Below are 16199 nucleotides of genomic sequence, written 5' to 3' on the forward strand. Positions count from 1 at the left end.
TACGAGTTCGTTTGTGGTAAGATGGGTGTAGGTCATTTATGGTAGTTCCTCTCAGACAAATGTGGTGTTTATCTGAGCCTAACATAAATGGCTTTTTTCTGTCTAGCTTAATTTTACAAATTGGGCAACTAAAACGCGCCAAGGCTGAAAATTATTGCCAGATGGCGCATAGCTGGCATGTTTCAGCATATCGACGATCACACTTTTTTCCAAGATTGCTTGGGAATCAAAATGTCTGACAGACCGACGTTCATCCAAAAAGCTTAAAATATTTTCCATAATCTTGTATCCTCCTTTGTGTTTCTTAACAATTTCATTATAATAAAGCTAATAATGAAAAAACAGTAGTCACTTTTTTGTGACCACTGTCTTAGGAGACCCTGCTATGCAAACAAACACACACTGGAACTGTGGGGTATCAAGATTAATGGACAGTATTTCGGGAAAATGGAAACTCAATATTATCTGGATTATCTCACAGCATGAGTCTATTCGTTTTAACCAGTTAAAGCGTGAAGTAGAGGGAATCACCAAAACCATGCTGACACGCGCTTTAAACGATTTAATAGCCGATGGCCTAGTGCTCAAAACAGACCTACAAACCTTACCTTTTCACACTCAGTACCGCTTAACAGCAAAAGGACAAGAACTATTGAAGCTTTTACTCAAACTCAACACATGGGGTAAAGATAATATGTAGCTGCCCTCTATGTTAGAAAGCAACAAAATATTGACATTTAGTCTATAAATTTATAGACTGTTACCAGTATTATCTATTACAAGGAGGCCATTTATGAAAACAATCAACGCCACGTTCTTTATTAAAGAGGATAATCGTCAAGATTTCTTGCAGGCGATTCAACCACTGATTGAATCCTCAAGACAAGAAAAAGGAAACCGCAGCTATCAGCTCTATCAAGCTGTGGACAAGCCCAATCAATTTATCATGATTGAACAGTGGGAAAATCAAGAAGCCATTGATAGCCACAACCAAACACCGGCCTTCACCCAATTTTTCGACCAATTGTCTGACTGGTCATCAGCTGAACCAATTGTGACTGTATTGGACTAGGTTATTTTAAAGGCCTGCTCTAGGAGCTCTGCTATTTCCTCCGAAGGCCTATCATCGTTGGTAAATACTGGGTGAAGTTTTAGGCCTCATCAATAACTTTACTCTATGACTTAGAGAATTTTTCGTAACTACTTGTCTAACTTTTCATCTCCACCCCCGCATAGCGGGCGGTTTACTGGTTCACACGCTTTGTGAGCGCAGCTCCCTAAAAAGATAAAAAATAAGCATAGAATTACGATGTTAAAATCGTTTATTCTATGCTTTTATTATATTGACTCACCTAAAAATACATGATTATATTTAAACAATACTTGCACCGCCATCAATAACAATCTCAGTTCCCGTTACAAATGAAGACTCATCTGATGCCAAGTACAAATAGGCGTAAGCGATATCTTCTGGCTTTCCAACATACGGCGGTAGAGGAGTCTTGCCCTTCATTGAATTTGAGAGTTCCTCAAATGAACCCATACCCATTTTCTCAATGAGGGGCGTATAGATGAAACCTGGATTAACCGAATTAACACGTATATGATCACTGGCAAGGGTCACAGCCGCATTAATACTCATACTGTAAACGCCACCTTTAGAGGCTGAGTAGGCTACTGTATCTACGCCTCCTTGATGAACAATACCAGAGGCACAGTTTACGATAGAGCCACCGCCGGCTTTTCTCATATAAGGCACAACCGCTCTCATGCCCAACCAAACACTCTTAACATTGATATCCATTGTTTTATCCCATAATTCCATGCTGCAATTTTCAATACCTGCATCATTAGGGCTAATTCCAGCATTATTAACAAGAATATCGATTTTCCCAAACATCTCTTCAGCTTGTTTAGTGATATCTTCCCAAGCCTCTTCTTTGCTTAAATCATAAGCGAAACCAATCGCCTTGCCTCCCGCATCCTTAATTTCATTGACCAGTTTTTCGATTAAATCAGCTTCTAGAGCAACCAAAACAACCGATGCACCTTCTTTGGCAAATAACTTTGCTGCGGATTCCCCCATTCCTGAGCTTGCACCTGTAATGACCGCTACTTTTCCTTCAACTCTGCCCATAATTGCTATCCTCTCTAATTATTTTCACAAGACTAGAAATCGTAACTTTATGATTCCCAAATATGTCTGTATACCTAGCTAGAATATAGCATATGAAAGAGTCAAAAACAATCAACAAAACATTTGAAATATGTACTTTTACACTAATATGTGAAAGTGTGTAATTTTGTCGTTAAAGCGACATGGTCATTATAATAAATATGGTTTAAGTTTTTGAGGCATATTTTCCTCACAAAATTCTATAAAATTCTCAGTTGACATAGGTATTTCATCCATAGAAAATCTGTAAAACATTTCTACAAGGCCACAAACATACAATCTAAGTACTGCTTCTATCTCAAAATCTAGTTTATCTATTTTATTGATTTTTAAAAGCAATCCCAAAATGGCATCATAAGCCTGGTTTGCATGTATAGTCTGGAAAGATTCCTGTCCAGAGGTATTGGCGAAAGCATTCTTTATAAAATATTGAATCTTCTTATAAGATTCGATACCTATGACTAAAAAGTCATGAAAAGAGTAATTACTATTTTCGAGCTTTTTATATATTTTTTCTGTCTCAGACTCCTCTACATAGAGCATCAGTTCAAGTTTATTTTGAAAATGATTATAGAAAGTCTTTGTAGATAACCCACTCTCAGCCACCAACATTCTAACTGTAATTTTGTCAACGGGGTAACTTTTAGTTAGTTCAAGAAATACAGACGCAAATATCTCTTTTGAAGTTCTCTTTTTCAACATCTATTTTACCTCATATAAATGATTTTGCCTTATTATTAAAAGAAAACAGGTTTTCCGATAAATAATTAATCATTTATTGAAAACTATACTCATCCCCATCAAAAATATTTTAGTCGTTAATCCCATCTCTATTTCCTCCTCTTTACATCTGCGACAGTCTCAACACAACTCCTAATTTTCTCATTGTAGCGGTAATGCCAAGCTGTTTCTCTAAAAAATTGGTATTCAATTTTTTCGTTTTAGCCTCTCTAGGCAAATACAGATAGAGGCACTGACTACCTGCATAAAGCTCCTCATCCCCAAAGTCTTTTGCTAGAAGCTCTGCTATTTTGCTTGAAGAAATGGTATCATTGGTGAAAACCAGATGAATACGGGAACTATCATAGCCCTCATCAAAAGGATTTTCCTGCGCAGCCTTTGCCAGTTGCTCAGGGGTTTTGACAATGACGGATAAATTCGCCCCGATATTTTTTAAAATCGTATCGTAGACGAGATTTTTGATGTCTTTATCGGCTAAATCTGTCTCGCAAACAATATTCCCGCTCTGAATATAGGTTTCTACGGACTGCAAACCTGCTATCTCTAAAATTTCCCTAAGATAAGTCATCTTGGGAATTTTATTTTTACCGACAGGTGTGACACCGCGTAAAAGGGCGATTTTTTTCATTAGCTAATCTTCCTTATAGAAACAGTCTGATTTGTAACAAGCAACTTCACAGATATATCCTAACACGTTTTTGGTATTCTCGATAGGCAGCACCAAATTTTATGAAACACTCTCTTTCCTCCGCTAGTATGATAAAGTGAGCTGACAGTTGAAAAATAGCTAAGAAAATAAGCAGCATTAATGACCGAGTCAGCATCGCCACGCCTAAAAAGAAAACAAAATAAGCGATATACATTGGGTGACGGGACAGAGCATAAAGTCCTTTGGTATTCTCCTTTTTCATCAAGGTTGGCAAAATCCTTCATGACCAAAATAAGAAGCACGTCGCCTAAAAGATAGACTCCCAATCCTAAGTAGAAAAAACTAGAGAAATGAAGACTGACTTTAGAAAGAAGGGAGCAACCAGAAGCATCAGGGTAGATAATTGATAAAGGCAGTAAGCTATCATTTCTTTCCCTTGCATCGAAGCAAAATGGGCTGCTCGCCCTATTGCTTTCCTATCCAAGAGTGAAAGAAAAATAAATCGGATAAAAAAGAAAGGAACTAGTAGGTAAAAAGCTGGCATATAATTTTCTCCTTACTCTGAAAATGAGGACATCAATCTGGCATAAGCGGCAACATCTCCCGTAGAAAAATAGTCAAACCAGGCTTCGATAGTTTTCTTAGCATACAAGTCTAATTTTTCCACAATCAGTTTGGCCCACAAGAGCGAACCAGCAGAACTTGCTGTAATCAGATTGCCATCACAAACAGCCACATCTTCTTTGTAATACCTCTGCCCAGTATAATGAGGACTCATTTCTAGATAAAAAGGAGCATTGCTCGCATGGAAACGTGTATTTAAGGCACCACGGTCGGCCAGGCCCAAGGTAGCTCCGCAGATAGCGGCAACCAAGAATCCCTCCTGTAACAACTTGGCCGCAAGGTTCAAAATAGCTGCTTGCTCCTCATCTAGCCAAGTCTCACCGCCAATGAGCACCAAAGCTGCTGTACTCGCAACATCTATATCATCTAGACTTAAATCTGGTACTAGAGTCATTCCACTGGCTGTCCTAATCGGCACTTTTGTCCTGCCTACCGTCTTAAAAGAAACTTTGGGCTTTTTCAACATGACCTGTAAACTCAGAGCTTGCATCAAGTAGCCATGCTCCCAATCGGCCATGGTATCTTGGACATACATATAAACGGTTTTCATTTTTCTTGTCTCACACACTTATTGGATAACGTTTTCCATGTATTTACCTCACGGAGTACCTAAGTATAGTTTTTTGCTTGTCTTCAGCTGTTCTGTTGCGATTTCTGTGAAAATCGGCCGTTCTTGTCAGGCTGAGTTCATTGGCAAGTTGATCCATCAATGCAAAAGATTTAGGTTCATCATCATAGCTTCCCATGTGTAAGATCTGAATAGATTTGCCATCTTCTACTTCTTCAAAGCCTATCTCATCATACAGAATATTAGGCTTCTTCTTTCTGACAGTCTCAAGTGCTTTGGTAACATCCTTCTGCCTTATAAAATCAGGTTGTTTAATCATCAGCGTATAGGTCAGTTTGTTTTTATCAAATGCTGACTCATCACCATTTTCCCAAAGTCCCTCCAAAGGATAGACGGTAAAATCCGTCACTTCAGTATCGGACCTGTCTTTCATATCTTTCTTATACTGCATTTTGATCGCATAGGCCAGTGCGTACAGAGCGGATATTCTCTCTGAAAAATCCGCTTCATTGGGATTGCCCTTGCCTCTTATTACGATAAATTGCTGTTTGGATACTTCTACTACGACCGGCGTCTGCTTGACACCATAAAGCGCTTTTTCCTGTTTTCGCCATTCGTATTTCATGATCTAGTCCTCCTGTATTTTGATAACTCTATTGTACAGGAAGATACTTGACACCATTTGTCAGGTTCTATATTTTTTGGCCATTTTATGAGTCATTTCTCTCATTTGCTGTCGAACATCCTCTGGCTCTAAAACTTCTACCGCATCGCCAAAGGAAAGAATATAGCGATAAAGGTTGTCATCATTAGGCAGTTCTATCTCAGCATAGAGATTGCCCTCTTTATCTTCTACAGCATATTCAGCCATTTCATCGTAGATCCTAAAAGCTACGGTTTTATCAAATTTCATTTTGATTGCTACTGTATCTTCAGTCTTTACTTCCCTTGGCAAAACAATACTGTCGAACTGATCGTTAAAGCTATTCGGACACGTTTCAAAGGCTTTGATACGAGACAGTTTAAAATATCTAAAATCATTTCTGAGTAAACAAAAGCCATAGACATACCAATCCCAGCTTTTAAATAAAAGTCTGACGGGTTTGACTTCTCTATAGGTTTCTTCTTTACTGCTGGAAAAATATCGGAATCTCACAATATTTTTATTGATAATAGCCGACTTTATGTCTCTAAATAATTCACCATGGGCCTTATTCCCCTGCCAGCTGTCAAAATCAACCTCTATCCAGTTGGTGTTTTTCATTTTAAAAAGGGCAGACAGTTTTGTCAGAAGCTCATTCTCATATTCTTTACTTGTTCCCTCCAGACCTTTCAAGGCGATTAAAATCTGCTCTTGTTCTTTCCCAGAGAGCAGTGACTTCCTCAGTATAAAGTCATCAGAAATTTCAATGCCGCCACCCTTGCCTTGAGTCGCATAAATCGGAATTCCCGCACTGCTGATAACATCGATATCTCGGTATATGGTCCTGACTGAGACTTCATATTTCTCAGCCAATTCATTAGCCGTTACTTTACCCTTCTCTAGGACATAGTATAGAATTCTAAACAGTCTATTATTCTTCATGATTCAATCGCTCCTACAAATAGGACAGCACAAGCCTGACAGAGATTGTCGGGTTAGGATATTTCTCACTCAGCAAAATCTTCAAAACCTTCTGCAAATCTGCATGGCCGTCTCCCATCCCTTAGGCTTCGTCAATCATCAACTTTACAAAACCATCTTCTTCGGCATTGTAGACATGTTTCCCAATAATAGAACGAAGATTTTGAATATCTGCTAAGTCAGGACTGGCAAATTCTAGATATGCTTTTTCTGAATCTTGATGACTAATTTCAGGATAAAAATCATTTATGTAACAATAAAATTTATCAAGAATATCCTCAAGAGGATACTGCGATATAGCCTCACCAGCTCCCTCACCCAAGTCGGGCTCCTGTACAAAAGACAATGAAGTCACATACTGAAGTTCTCCGCTCTCATCTTTGGTCTGATAAATGCCTGATTCAACTTTTTCATAATTAGTTTGTTGATATTTTTCTGCCTGATGATCTTCAATAGCCTTCATATCGCACTCCTTTATACCTTGCCATTACTTAACTTTCTCCAAAGTCATATCGAATTGAAAAACTAGAATAACCTACTATAATTCAACCACCATAATCAACTCTTCATCTTTTTCAGATACTGTGTGGAAACAGAGTTTCCGGTACAGTTTAACGGCATAATTGGCCTTTTGAACTGATAAAGAAGCTGCCTTAAAGCCATTTATTTTGAGCAAAGTCAACATTTCTCTCATCAGGGCTGTTCCAATCCCCTGCCCTCTGTATTCTTTGAAAAGAGAAACGGCAAGAGAAGGCGTGTCATCATTGATGTGCCCATAATCCTCTATTATCCTGCTCCATACAGCACCGACTAGCTCTTGATTGATTTCTGCCACCAGGCAAAAATCCCCAAACTGACTGCCAAAGTCTTTGACATATAGCTGCAGGTCTGGAAGCTTGATAATCTCTTTATCAGTTTTTTCCGCCCCTTCCGGAATAAAAATCGCTTCATACAGAAAATCATTCAGCCTATCAACTTCATTTGCTTTCATTTTTCTAATCTTGTAGGTCATCATATGCCCCCAGCAATTATGGTTTGATTACCTTTCTTGGCTCCTTAGAAATTTATATATAGCCTTTTCGATCTGTCTCGAATGAGACGTGAGCACCTGATGGCCTCCATCTTCAATCCATTCTAGCTGAGCTACCTTTATACGCTTGGCTAACTCTCTGGCAGCCCTCTTATTGGGAACATCTTTTGTTCCACATAATACCAAAGTCGGACAAGAGACTGCCGACAATTTTTCTTCTAGATTAACATCTACCATGGAATTCATAAATTCAATCGCCCGATTTTTTGTCAGCCCCAAACCTTTAAAAGTCTGCTCAGGCATGAAATGAAAGATGAAATTTTGTACTTTTATCAGCCATTTGGGTGTCTTATACTGAGCAGAAATTAAAATTAAGTAGGAGACTTTGTCCGGATGAGCAGTCGCATAATGTAAGGCCAGTACGGCTCCTAGTGAATGTCCAGACAAAACCAATGACTCTTTAGTAGCTTGACAGTAGTTTTCTAGACCTTCATATAATTGTTTGTAATGCGGGTGCTCTTTATCAAACCAATCCTCTAAAGGCAAAATAGAAGATTTTTCTGAAGGAATTTTAGTTGCTATATCTCGCCAGACAGATGGAGAATCGCCTAAACCGTGCAGATAAACATGCTCCATTTCCCTTCCTCCAATTTTTAATTTTTTTGATAATTCTCCATCACTTCTTCAACCTCTGTCAGTGTCACGCCAAACAGATCTAAGCGCTTTAGAAGCTGCTTACCGTTGGTGTAGCCGATACGCAATTGTTCACCGAGGTACTCACGGCGCTGACGACTGTCAGCTCCCATGAGAAGGCCGAGACGAACGAGATCGGATTGGGTAATATCAAAATGGTTTTCATCATCATAACTGCCAAGCACTCCTGCCAGAGCCCTTTGCAAGTCCTCAAAAGAGGCATGTTCAACACCGAGCGAGCGCCCCTTGGTTTTTGATTTAGGGGCAGCCTCGCCGCGATTGAGAAAGGCATGCTTAGCTGTTGGCACTGCCTGCATGATAATTTTGCGAATGCGCTCGCCATTGTAGTCTGGGTCGGTAAAGACAATCACCCCACGCAAGTCATTGAGGTAAGCAATCCTTTCTAAATCGTCATCAGTAATTGCCGAACCTTTGGTTTCGTAGGTGTCAACCTCATAGAAACGACGCAGGTTGGCAGTGTCACTCTTGCCCTCGACGACGAGGACTTCTTGTATTTTAATTTTATTTTCCATCATTTTTATTGTCGCTATGTGCACAAACTGACTAGCGGATAATTAATAAACCTTTTCAAATACTTCACTCAGCATAGGGGCTTGTTCATAAAACTCTTTTCCGACTTTTTGGTATTCCTGAGTGAAAAAATCATCATGAACCTTTTTCCAATAGACGTAACTCCTATCACCTTCTCCCTCATGCCAGGCATGCTCAGGTGAAATCAAATGATAGGGCATGATATAGGTCACTTTTGTTTGCGTGACACAAACAGGTTCATCCGAACCATTGAGGATGATGTTGTATTCCCCAATCTGGGACACCCACTCTCCAAGCTCATACAATTCATAGGCTGAGGTTGTAGCCGTTTTAATCTTTCTATTCACTAAATCCGCTAGCTCGTCTGCCATCTCTTTAGTGTTTCCAAAGCTCCACGCCTCATACTTGGTATCTTCTGGTAAATGTAACTTCCTACAACAACGAACCCAGTAATCCTTGATCGTGTCAGTCATATCGTCTTTTTCTTCATCTTAGCAGTCAATTCCAAAAATGCGCAGAGCATTTTCAGTCGTAGCTTCAGCCACTTCCTCCACAGTCATACCTCGGAGTTCTGCAATTTTATCAACGACATAGCGGGTATAGGCTGTGCGGTTTTCTCGGCCACGTTTAGGTACTGGTGCTAGGTAAGGGGCATCGGTTTCCACTAAGATTTTATCAAGCGGTAAACCAGCTGCTGCCTCTTGTACGTCCAGTGCTTTTTTAAAGGTCACAACACCTGAAAATGAAATCATCATACCTAAATCCACAAACTTCTGCGCCATCTCAAGAGACCCTGAGTAGGAGTGCATGATCCCACCACGGGGGCCGACGCCAACCTCCTTAACGACCTCATAAGTGTCCTCTAGGGCATCACGGGTATGCACCACAAAGGGCAGGTCATGATCCTTAGACAGCTGGATTTGACGCTTAAAGACCTCAATCTGAACTTCTTTGGGATCTTCCATCCAGTGGTAATCCAGCCCAATCTCACCAAGAGCAACCACGCGCGGATTGGACAGATGACTAACAATCATATCCTCCACTTCCTGCGTGTAGGAGCCAGCCTCAGTCGGGTGCCAGCCGATAGTCGAATAAAGCTCAGAAAACTGGGCAGACAATTCCAAACTCCGCTTAATCGTCGGTTCATCAAAACCAACAATGTTCATCCTCGTCACACCGAGTTCACGCGCTGCTGCAATTTCTTCTGCTTCTTTTCCTGCAAAATTTTCTACGTTTAAATGAGTATGGGTATCGAATATATTCATGCCTTTATTTTATCACAAAGTCCAGATAAAAAGAGCCCAAATCATATTTGAGCTCTGCTATCTTATTCCTTAGTTTAGTTCTTGGAATTTACCATCTTTTACCTCAGTGTAACCACCAGCTAGCAAGGCTTGAATGGTTTGGCTGTAACTAATCTGATCGGGAGCTTTTCCATCTGTCAACTGAATCTGCAAAAGTTCAGCATTAGCTTGTAAATCAACCTTGGTATAATCAATAGTTGTCTCCTCTATCAGGCGATTTGTCTGATAATCAACCTTATGCTCAATGCCTTCGATACCATCCCACTTAGTCGCACCGTTTTGTTCATAATGAGCCTGCGCAGCCTCTGGTGAATCAACGCCCAAAGCCGAGTAAAAGACAACTGTCCTTGTCTGCGACAACAATAGCTGATCCCCTGCGTACTCATAATGATTACGGATATCCCTTTCACCGGCAACAAATTTCTGATAATCAGACTGCTGCCGACTAGCCTGACTATTGCTGGTAGTATTTGTAGTATTATCAGATGTCTTGCTACCGCCACATGCGCTCAAGCCGACAAGGACCAACAAGGCCAGCAAGCTGACAATCACCTTTTTGAAAGTCATAAAAATCTCCAATCTTTTCACTCCCTCCATTATAAGGTATTTTACTGCAGGGTCAAGAAAAATCTAAAAAGCCAATTCCCTCGAGTAAGAATTGGCTTTTTATTCATTATCACCCTTAAGCTGACAATACCTTACGTCCCTTACGACGGCGGGCTGCTAGCACGCGGCGGCCGTTTTTAGTTGACATACGGTGACGGAATCCGTGCTTACGTTGGCGACGAATTTTACTTGGTTGATACGTACGTTTCACCTTGAATACCTCCTCTAAGATTTTCGTATTCGTTTAGCCGGCTATTATTGTGATCAGTTACTAAACATACCTTATTATTCTATAGGAAATGGGTACGCTTGTCAAGATTTACTCTTCTTTTTTTCAGCTAGCTTATGGTTAATCTTATCAATACGATGAATCCATATACTATAAACTATTCCCCAAATAATAAGATAGCATAAAATAAAGTTACCAAACGAACTGAGGGAAAAAAGAGTCCCATCATAATCATTTAATCTATTCATAAGAATAACCAGACTATAGACCAAACAAAAATGAAGGAATAGCTGGGCTATAAAAGAAGGACGTTCAAAGCTAAAAATCATGGAAATCAATCCTATTAAAGCACTGATCCATACAACATTGGCAATCTGTTCCACAGACTGACTTTCTGCACCATTTAACCAGAGGATGACAACATAGGTGAAACCACCAAAGCCGACACCTATAAGAGCGTATAGGGCCATTTTTCTCAAAAATCTCTTCATTTTCTTACCTCATAAACCTAAACGTTCCTCTAAATTGCGCAGATAGCGACGGCTGACATCTAGTCTGCGTTTCCCTGTCAGAATAGCTAGCATGTTACCAGAAAAACTGGCCTCCAAAGCTTCCAGATGGTTAATATTCAAGAGGGCATGCTTAGATACCTGTACAAAATCTGGATTATTGAGCTGTTGACTGAACCTATAGAGTCGCTCATTGATCTGATAGCGCCCCTGCAAGGTTTCTAAGATCAAACTGCTGCCATCGACATCAACAAAGATCAAATCTTGCACCTTAAGCATTTCAATACGATCAGCTGTTTTAAGCGGCAACACGGCTGGAGTCTCGGTTTGGTAAGCCGATAGATAATTCAAAACTTGCTGCACCTCTGCATTTAGTATTTGGCTGCGAACCACTACCTCAATTGCTTCCCGGTCCAAGCTCTTATCTTCTTCAAAGCGGTAATTCATCTGTCTCTCTGCCCCCTTGGCATAAGTATTACTGCATTCCACCACCAATCCGCCTCAAAATTCCGGAGAACCCAGCTCTGGTCTTTGGACAAGCAAGAAATGCCTAATTAATCATACCAGAATTTACACTAGCAACTCAAACTTTGCCCCAATACTCTTATCAGTTTATCGCAAAACTGACTTCTTGACAAATAGAAGAATACTCAAAACAAGCAAGCTGACAAGCGTGACACCAGCACTTAATAAAACATTCTGTGACAAGGTCATAACATGATCCTTTACAACCAGACTAATGCCTAGGTATTCCTTTAAATCTAAGGGAGACTGCCATTTAGGAATCTTACCCCCGATGAGAATCTGACGGAAAGCCGCAGCAACATAGGCTCCTGGAACTAATTTAATCACCTTTTGAGCCATATCTGGCAAACCACCGATCGGCATGTAAACCCCAACTAAAAAACCAGACGCTGTCCCGATAATAACAGCCAAGCGTTCCGCAACTTCAACAGAATGAATAAATTGCAAGATGATCAAATTAAGGATAGCTGCCATGATCGAGCTCAAGAGCATGAGTCCCAGAATTTTAGGAAGAGCAGCTCCATCAAACCCTAAACCATCCTGCCAGGCAAAATAGAGCGACATAACACCATACATGACCAACTGCATAATACTGCCGATCAAGCTGGTGCTGATAAGATAGCCAAGATTCAATTTAAAAGCAGAGGTCTCTGTCAGCAAAAAATCATTAAATTTTTGACTTTCCTTATCACGAACCAGACGCACAGCACTAGACCAGGTCGTCGTAATGCTAGTAACCGCTAGAATACCTCCCATTACCCATTTATCTAAGAATTTTTCTGGATGGTCCAGACTGCTCCAAGCATCCAGCATATTTTTTTGCAGAAAGATAATATAGAGTGCAAAGGCAATCCAAGCCCCCATAAGGGAGAAAAAAACACTAGCCTTATTGCTAAAATAAAGTGCTAGATTTCGTTTAATAATAACTAACATTAGTCAATCTCCCTTCCAGTAATAGCCATAAAAGCTTCATTAATTGTCCCTTGTTTAAATTCAAAATCGATAATACTGTCCTGATAGTTAGCAAGTATAGTAATAACCTCCTGAGAGGATAATCCTTCCACCAGATAGCCCGCTTCGACCCTCCTTATCTCATAAGGGAAATCAAGTAATTTTTGCTGGTCCTTTGTTTTTAAAAGGAGCTGACTCTTTGCATATTCCTTGATTAATTCAAAGGCTGTTCCCTGTGCTAAAATTTTTCCTTGATCAATGACATAGGTCACTTCCGCATTTTCAGCTTCTTCTAGATAATGCGTTGTCAAAAAAATAGTCAAACCCTCTTCCTTTTTCAAGCGATAGAGCAAATCCCAAATCATCTGACGCGTCTGAATATCCAACCCTGTCGTGGGCTCGTCAAGAAAAAGGAGGTCAGGCTTACTGATAAGAGCACGCGCAATATCGACGCGGCGGCGCTGACCGCCAGATAAGGTGCCGTATTTTTGATGAAAAAAGTCCTTCAAACCAGTCATATCAATCAAATCAGTCAACCAGTCCCTGTCAATTTGACGATACAGACCTGCACGGTTGTTGAGATTAGCCTTGACAGTCAATTCTTCATCAAGCACGCTGTCTTGAAAGACAATACCAATCTTGACCTGAGGAAGGACCTTAATCTCACCAAAGCTTGGTTTTAAAAGTCCTGTTAACATTTTAATTGTCGTTGATTTTCCGGCACCATTGGTTCCTAAGTAAGCTACCAAACTGCCCTTGGGAATCTGTAAATCAAGCTGATCCACAACTGTCTGATTAGCATAGACTTTGCTTAATGATTTTGTTTCCATTAACATATCTCCCACCTCCACATCATATAGTAGCAAAAAAGCTCCTTCTCGTGACTGAAATACCGGTAAGCGGTAAAAACAAGGAGGTAAGTGGTAGCAAAAAAAAAAGATATCACTTATTTAAAATTTTCCTCAAAAAAGAACCAGACCGTACGCGTCCAGCTCCCTTACATTATTGCTAAGTCCTGTCGGGAATCACAACGACATAACGCTTAGGATCCCTTCCTTCTGAATAGCTGTCAACCCCCTTAATATTAGCAATAGTCTTATGCACAATTTTGCGCTCATCATTGCTCATACTATCCATAGCATAAGATTTACCGCTATCCATAACCCTATAGGCAATTTTTTTAGCAAATTCACTCAGGGTCTCCATCCGCCGCTCGACATAATCATGCACATTGAGCGTGATAGAAAAAGCGCGCGAATAGTGGTCATGTAAATAATTTTGTGCCAAAACCTGCAGAGATTTGAGTACCTTCCCATGATAACCGATAACACGTCCTGCTTCAGGTGTTTCAATCTGAACAGTAATTTGACGGTTAGTATGTCTGGTGGTCAGACTGGCTTCAACATCCATTTCATAGATAATAGCTTCTATATAGGAAGCCACATCTGTTGCAGCCTTTTCGATATCTTTGCTGGTCAACGACTCTACTTGATCAAACTCACTGGCGACAAAAGCTTCAAAGGAATCAGCTTCTGATGATGAATGGGCAGTTGAAGCCGCTACAGCAATTTCCACTCCTTTAGAAACTGCTATCTCCGGCGCTGCAACAGCCCCCCCTTCAGACACCTCTTGCTGCTGCGATAAGGCAACAACATCCGCTGAACTATCGTCTAACTCATCCTCCCAATCCAGTCCTTCTTCATCCAGCTCCTCTTTCTTCCGACGATACTCCTCGACAATCTCATCTGGCAGTAAGTCGCTGAGAATAGCCGTCACCGATCGTCTGGCATCCAGCATTTCTGATTTCACATTATCATTGACAATCTGTCCACGCTTTTCTAAATACTTGATAATACTGGTAACCTTACGAGCTTCCAGTTGCTCTTGTTTCAGAGCTTCTTCAGACACTTCTTGCTTACTTAAAGCTCTTGGTAAACTGCGGACAATTTCTTGATCAGCCTGAGAAACCGTCGTGCGATTAATGACTTCGACATCGACCTCCGCTGGCTTCTTCCAAAAACCAAAAAATCCTTTCTTTCCACGGGATAGGACACGGATAGAGGCCTTAGTCCTCGTGATATCGAGTTCACGTAAGCCGTTCTCAATTGCCTCATCAACAGTGTTACCTGTGAATTTAACCATAATCTATCTTCTCCTTCGCTAACAGAAAAAATATCTACCTTCTGATGCGTTTACTTAACGTCTTTTACGCGCCTTCTTCTTAGCACGACGAATTTTCGCTTCCCTCTCTTTGGCCTCACGCTCCTGACGCTCGCGCTCGGCAATAATCTTAAAGGGGTTGTTGAAAATCAGCATCTGAACAACCTGAAAAGCATTACCGATAGCCCAATAGAGAGCGATACCGCTGGTGAAACGGGCGCCAATCCAGAGAATAAAGAGGGGCATGATAATACTAGTTGCTGTCATGAAACCATTTTTCTCTTTGGCAGCCTTGTTGCTCAGCCACATGGACAAGAAAGTAAAGAGCGCTGCTAAGACTGGCAAAATATAAGTTGTATCGTTACGACCAAGATTCCAAATCAAAAAGCTACCGCGACTGAGCTCTGGTACCCTGATCAAGGCCTGATAGAGCGCCAGCATTACAGGAAACTGAATCACTAAAGGCAGGAAAGCTGCCCATTGGTTGATCCCTTTCTCTTTGTAAAGTTCCTGGGTTTTTAGGGCCTGCATATTGCGATCGTCCGCATATTCTTTTTGAATACGTTTGAGTTCTGGCTGCAATTCCTGCATTTCCTGACTAGATTTAATCTGACGATTATAGAGAGGAATCAGGGCAATCCGAACCAAAAGAGTAAAAAGAATAATACCGATACCAACCGAGCCACCAAACGACATAAATTGGATAGCCCGACCGAATCCATAGACTAGCTGATCCCAGCCTGTCGAGGAACTGGTCACTTCGCCGTTGCGTCCGCAAGCCGATAAAAAGATAAGGGCGGCTAAAGCCAGTCCACTAAGCTTCATGGTTTTCTTCACAGTCATTTCCTTTCCGATACAGCTGAGCAAGCGCTAATACATGCTTCAAATTTTGCTTCACTTCCTGATAGTTCAAGTCCTCCACTCCTTTTCTGGCAATCACAACAAAATCATGTTTTGTCAGATCAGGCGAGAGCTCCATCAAAATATGCCTCAATTTTCGTTTAATACGGTTGCGGGTGACAGCATTCCCCAGCTTCTTGCTGACAGATAAGCCCACCCTGAAATGTTTTTGCGGCCTCTCAAGACTGTAGACGACGAATTTTCGGTTGGCTACACTCTTACCCTGACCAAAAATAGCCTGAAAATCTTGATGACGCTTTACTCGATAAGTCTTTTTCACCACGGTCTCCAAACACTCGAAATTATTCTTTATTATACCACAAAAGACCAAAAAGCCCAAAATCCCTCAGATTTTGGA

22 protein-coding genes and 4 pseudogenes are annotated in these 16199 nt (G+C 40.8%); 2 read left to right on the plus strand and 24 right to left on the minus strand.

Annotated elements, in window-relative coordinates; genetic code table 11:
* Window positions 1–120 precede the first annotated feature (120 nt).
* Window positions 121–279 (minus strand): annotated as a pseudogene (locus AC4HAL_RS06905) (nitroreductase family protein); the annotation flags it as partial.
* 106 nt (window positions 280–385) lie between these two features.
* Here AC4HAL_RS06905 and AC4HAL_RS06910 point away from each other — a divergent pair.
* Both AC4HAL_RS06910 and AC4HAL_RS06915 read left to right on the plus strand, forming a co-directional pair.
* A complete protein-coding gene (locus tag AC4HAL_RS06910; RefSeq protein WP_491093566.1) occupies window positions 386–700 on the plus strand; it encodes a winged helix-turn-helix transcriptional regulator in 315 nt (104 codons plus the stop codon).
* 93 nt (window positions 701–793) lie between these two features.
* Window positions 794–1072, plus strand: coding sequence for a putative quinol monooxygenase (locus AC4HAL_RS06915; protein WP_491093567.1), 279 nt, complete (start codon window positions 794–796; stop codon window positions 1070–1072).
* Window positions 1073–1372: 300 nt separating this feature from the next.
* On the opposite strand, the gene AC4HAL_RS06920 is transcribed toward AC4HAL_RS06915, so the two are convergent.
* The 23 genes and pseudogenes from AC4HAL_RS06920 to rnpA all read right to left on the minus strand — a co-directional run bounded on the left by AC4HAL_RS06920 (window position 1373) and on the right by rnpA (window position 16121).
* Entirely contained in the window at window positions 1373–2137 is a 765-nt protein-coding gene (locus AC4HAL_RS06920; RefSeq protein WP_491093568.1) for an SDR family NAD(P)-dependent oxidoreductase, read from the minus strand.
* 189 nt (window positions 2138–2326) lie between these two features.
* Window positions 2327–2878, minus strand: coding sequence for a TetR family transcriptional regulator (locus AC4HAL_RS06925; RefSeq protein ID WP_491093569.1), 552 nt, complete (start codon window positions 2876–2878; stop codon window positions 2327–2329).
* 142 nt (window positions 2879–3020) lie between these two features.
* Window positions 3021–3545, minus strand: a complete 525-nt coding sequence (locus AC4HAL_RS06930) for a DUF1697 domain-containing protein (RefSeq protein WP_491093570.1) — start codon at window positions 3543–3545, stop codon at window positions 3021–3023.
* Between the two features lie 46 nt (window positions 3546–3591).
* Window positions 3592–4110: pseudogene (locus AC4HAL_RS06935) on the minus strand (methyltransferase family protein).
* A gap of 12 nt (window positions 4111–4122) precedes the next feature.
* Window positions 4123–4740, minus strand: a complete 618-nt coding sequence (locus AC4HAL_RS06940) for a DJ-1/PfpI family protein (protein WP_491093571.1) — start codon at window positions 4738–4740, stop codon at window positions 4123–4125.
* 43 nt (window positions 4741–4783) lie between these two features.
* Window positions 4784–5383, minus strand: a complete 600-nt coding sequence (locus AC4HAL_RS06945) for a GyrI-like domain-containing protein (RefSeq protein ID WP_491093572.1) — start codon at window positions 5381–5383, stop codon at window positions 4784–4786.
* A gap of 60 nt (window positions 5384–5443) precedes the next feature.
* Entirely contained in the window at window positions 5444–6343 is a 900-nt protein-coding gene (locus AC4HAL_RS06950; RefSeq protein ID WP_491093573.1) for a helix-turn-helix transcriptional regulator, read from the minus strand.
* Window positions 6344–6464: 121 nt separating this feature from the next.
* The gene (locus tag AC4HAL_RS06955) at window positions 6465–6845 is read right to left on the minus strand and encodes a hypothetical protein (RefSeq protein ID WP_491093574.1); all 381 of its coding nucleotides are present in this window, start codon (window positions 6843–6845) and stop codon (window positions 6465–6467) included.
* Between the two features lie 75 nt (window positions 6846–6920).
* Window positions 6921–7394, minus strand: a complete 474-nt coding sequence (locus AC4HAL_RS06960) for a GNAT family N-acetyltransferase (protein ID WP_491093613.1) — start codon at window positions 7392–7394, stop codon at window positions 6921–6923.
* A 27-nt stretch (window positions 7395–7421) separates the two neighbouring features.
* On the minus strand, window positions 7422–8048 hold the full coding sequence (locus tag AC4HAL_RS06965; protein WP_491093575.1) for an alpha/beta fold hydrolase: 627 nt from the start codon (window positions 8046–8048) through the stop codon (window positions 7422–7424).
* 17 nt (window positions 8049–8065) lie between these two features.
* Window positions 8066–8638: a ribonuclease M5 gene (gene rnmV / locus AC4HAL_RS06970; protein WP_491093614.1), complete on the minus strand. Its 573-nt coding sequence runs from the start codon at window positions 8636–8638 to the stop codon at window positions 8066–8068.
* 42 nt (window positions 8639–8680) lie between these two features.
* Window positions 8681–9130 (minus strand): ASCH domain-containing protein, encoded by a 450-nt coding sequence (locus AC4HAL_RS06975; RefSeq protein WP_491093576.1) that lies wholly within the window; start codon window positions 9128–9130, stop codon window positions 8681–8683.
* Between the two features lie 18 nt (window positions 9131–9148).
* On the minus strand, window positions 9149–9922 hold the full coding sequence (locus tag AC4HAL_RS06980) for a TatD family hydrolase (protein WP_491093577.1): 774 nt from the start codon (window positions 9920–9922) through the stop codon (window positions 9149–9151).
* 69 nt (window positions 9923–9991) lie between these two features.
* Window positions 9992–10528: a DUF1307 domain-containing protein gene (locus tag AC4HAL_RS06985; protein WP_491093578.1), complete on the minus strand. Its 537-nt coding sequence runs from the start codon at window positions 10526–10528 to the stop codon at window positions 9992–9994.
* 115 nt (window positions 10529–10643) lie between these two features.
* Window positions 10644–10778, minus strand: coding sequence for a 50S ribosomal protein L34 (rpmH, locus tag AC4HAL_RS06990; protein ID WP_002885866.1), 135 nt, complete (start codon window positions 10776–10778; stop codon window positions 10644–10646).
* 101 nt (window positions 10779–10879) lie between these two features.
* Window positions 10880–11287 (minus strand): DUF3021 domain-containing protein, encoded by a 408-nt coding sequence (locus tag AC4HAL_RS06995; RefSeq protein ID WP_491093579.1) that lies wholly within the window; start codon window positions 11285–11287, stop codon window positions 10880–10882.
* Window positions 11288–11296: 9 nt separating this feature from the next.
* A complete protein-coding gene (locus AC4HAL_RS07000) occupies window positions 11297–11752 on the minus strand; it encodes a LytTR family DNA-binding domain-containing protein (protein WP_491093615.1) in 456 nt (151 codons plus the stop codon).
* Window positions 11753–11917: 165 nt separating this feature from the next.
* The gene (locus tag AC4HAL_RS07005) at window positions 11918–12763 is read right to left on the minus strand and encodes an ABC transporter permease (protein ID WP_491093580.1); all 846 of its coding nucleotides are present in this window, start codon (window positions 12761–12763) and stop codon (window positions 11918–11920) included.
* Window positions 12763–13617, minus strand: a complete 855-nt coding sequence (locus tag AC4HAL_RS07010) for an ABC transporter ATP-binding protein (RefSeq protein WP_491093581.1) — start codon at window positions 13615–13617, stop codon at window positions 12763–12765. The genes AC4HAL_RS07005 and AC4HAL_RS07010 overlap by 1 nt, the downstream gene beginning before the upstream one ends.
* Window positions 13618–13789: 172 nt before the next feature.
* Window positions 13790–14218: pseudogene (locus AC4HAL_RS07015) on the minus strand (Jag family protein); the annotation flags it as partial.
* A 227-nt stretch (window positions 14219–14445) separates the two neighbouring features.
* A pseudogene (locus AC4HAL_RS07020) lies at window positions 14446–14923 on the minus strand (Jag N-terminal domain-containing protein); the annotation flags it as partial.
* Between the two features lie 54 nt (window positions 14924–14977).
* On the minus strand, window positions 14978–15778 hold the full coding sequence (locus AC4HAL_RS07025) for a YidC/Oxa1 family membrane protein insertase (RefSeq protein WP_447451963.1): 801 nt from the start codon (window positions 15776–15778) through the stop codon (window positions 14978–14980).
* Complete coding sequence (gene rnpA / locus AC4HAL_RS07030; protein ID WP_491093582.1) at window positions 15756–16121, minus strand: ribonuclease P protein component; 366 nt, start codon at window positions 16119–16121, stop codon at window positions 15756–15758. The genes AC4HAL_RS07025 and rnpA overlap by 23 nt, the downstream gene beginning before the upstream one ends.
* Window positions 16122–16199 lie beyond the last annotated feature (78 nt).

The organism is Streptococcus sp. ELY_125, assembly GCF_058314535.1.

What these genes read in the sequence shown, in the direction of transcription:
- AC4HAL_RS06965 (WP_491093575.1), bottom strand. Translation starts at nt 8,048, where the DNA reads ATGGAGCATGTTTATCTGCACGGTTTAGGCGATTCTCCATCTGTCTGG.
- AC4HAL_RS06960 (WP_491093613.1), bottom strand. Translation starts at nt 7,394, where the DNA reads ATGACCTACAAGATTAGAAAAATGAAAGCAAATGAAGTTGATAGGCTG.
- AC4HAL_RS06975 (WP_491093576.1), bottom strand. Translation starts at nt 9,130, where the DNA reads ATGACTGACACGATCAAGGATTACTGGGTTCGTTGTTGTAGGAAGTTA.
- AC4HAL_RS06920 (WP_491093568.1), bottom strand. Translation starts at nt 2,137, where the DNA reads ATGGGCAGAGTTGAAGGAAAAGTAGCGGTCATTACAGGTGCAAGCTCA.
- AC4HAL_RS06945 (WP_491093572.1), bottom strand. Translation starts at nt 5,383, where the DNA reads ATGAAATACGAATGGCGAAAACAGGAAAAAGCGCTTTATGGTGTCAAG.
- AC4HAL_RS06910 (WP_491093566.1), top strand. Translation starts at nt 386, where the DNA reads ATGCAAACAAACACACACTGGAACTGTGGGGTATCAAGATTAATGGAC.
- AC4HAL_RS06950 (WP_491093573.1), bottom strand. Translation starts at nt 6,343, where the DNA reads ATGAAGAATAATAGACTGTTTAGAATTCTATACTATGTCCTAGAGAAG.
- AC4HAL_RS06985 (WP_491093578.1), bottom strand. Translation starts at nt 10,528, where the DNA reads ATGACTTTCAAAAAGGTGATTGTCAGCTTGCTGGCCTTGTTGGTCCTT.
- AC4HAL_RS06930 (WP_491093570.1), bottom strand. Translation starts at nt 3,545, where the DNA reads ATGAAAAAAATCGCCCTTTTACGCGGTGTCACACCTGTCGGTAAAAAT.
- AC4HAL_RS06925 (WP_491093569.1), bottom strand. Translation starts at nt 2,878, where the DNA reads ATGTTGAAAAAGAGAACTTCAAAAGAGATATTTGCGTCTGTATTTCTT.
- AC4HAL_RS06980 (WP_491093577.1), bottom strand. Translation starts at nt 9,922, where the DNA reads ATGAATATATTCGATACCCATACTCATTTAAACGTAGAAAATTTTGCA.
- AC4HAL_RS06915 (WP_491093567.1), top strand. Translation starts at nt 794, where the DNA reads ATGAAAACAATCAACGCCACGTTCTTTATTAAAGAGGATAATCGTCAA.
- AC4HAL_RS07005 (WP_491093580.1), bottom strand. Translation starts at nt 12,763, where the DNA reads ATGTTAGTTATTATTAAACGAAATCTAGCACTTTATTTTAGCAATAAG.
- AC4HAL_RS07010 (WP_491093581.1), bottom strand. Translation starts at nt 13,617, where the DNA reads ATGTTAATGGAAACAAAATCATTAAGCAAAGTCTATGCTAATCAGACA.
- rnmV (WP_491093614.1), bottom strand. Translation starts at nt 8,638, where the DNA reads ATGGAAAATAAAATTAAAATACAAGAAGTCCTCGTCGTCGAGGGCAAG.
- AC4HAL_RS06955 (WP_491093574.1), bottom strand. Translation starts at nt 6,845, where the DNA reads ATGAAGGCTATTGAAGATCATCAGGCAGAAAAATATCAACAAACTAAT.
- AC4HAL_RS06940 (WP_491093571.1), bottom strand. Translation starts at nt 4,740, where the DNA reads ATGAAAACCGTTTATATGTATGTCCAAGATACCATGGCCGATTGGGAG.
- AC4HAL_RS06995 (WP_491093579.1), bottom strand. Translation starts at nt 11,287, where the DNA reads ATGAAGAGATTTTTGAGAAAAATGGCCCTATACGCTCTTATAGGTGTC.
- AC4HAL_RS07000 (WP_491093615.1), bottom strand. Translation starts at nt 11,752, where the DNA reads ATGAATTACCGCTTTGAAGAAGATAAGAGCTTGGACCGGGAAGCAATT.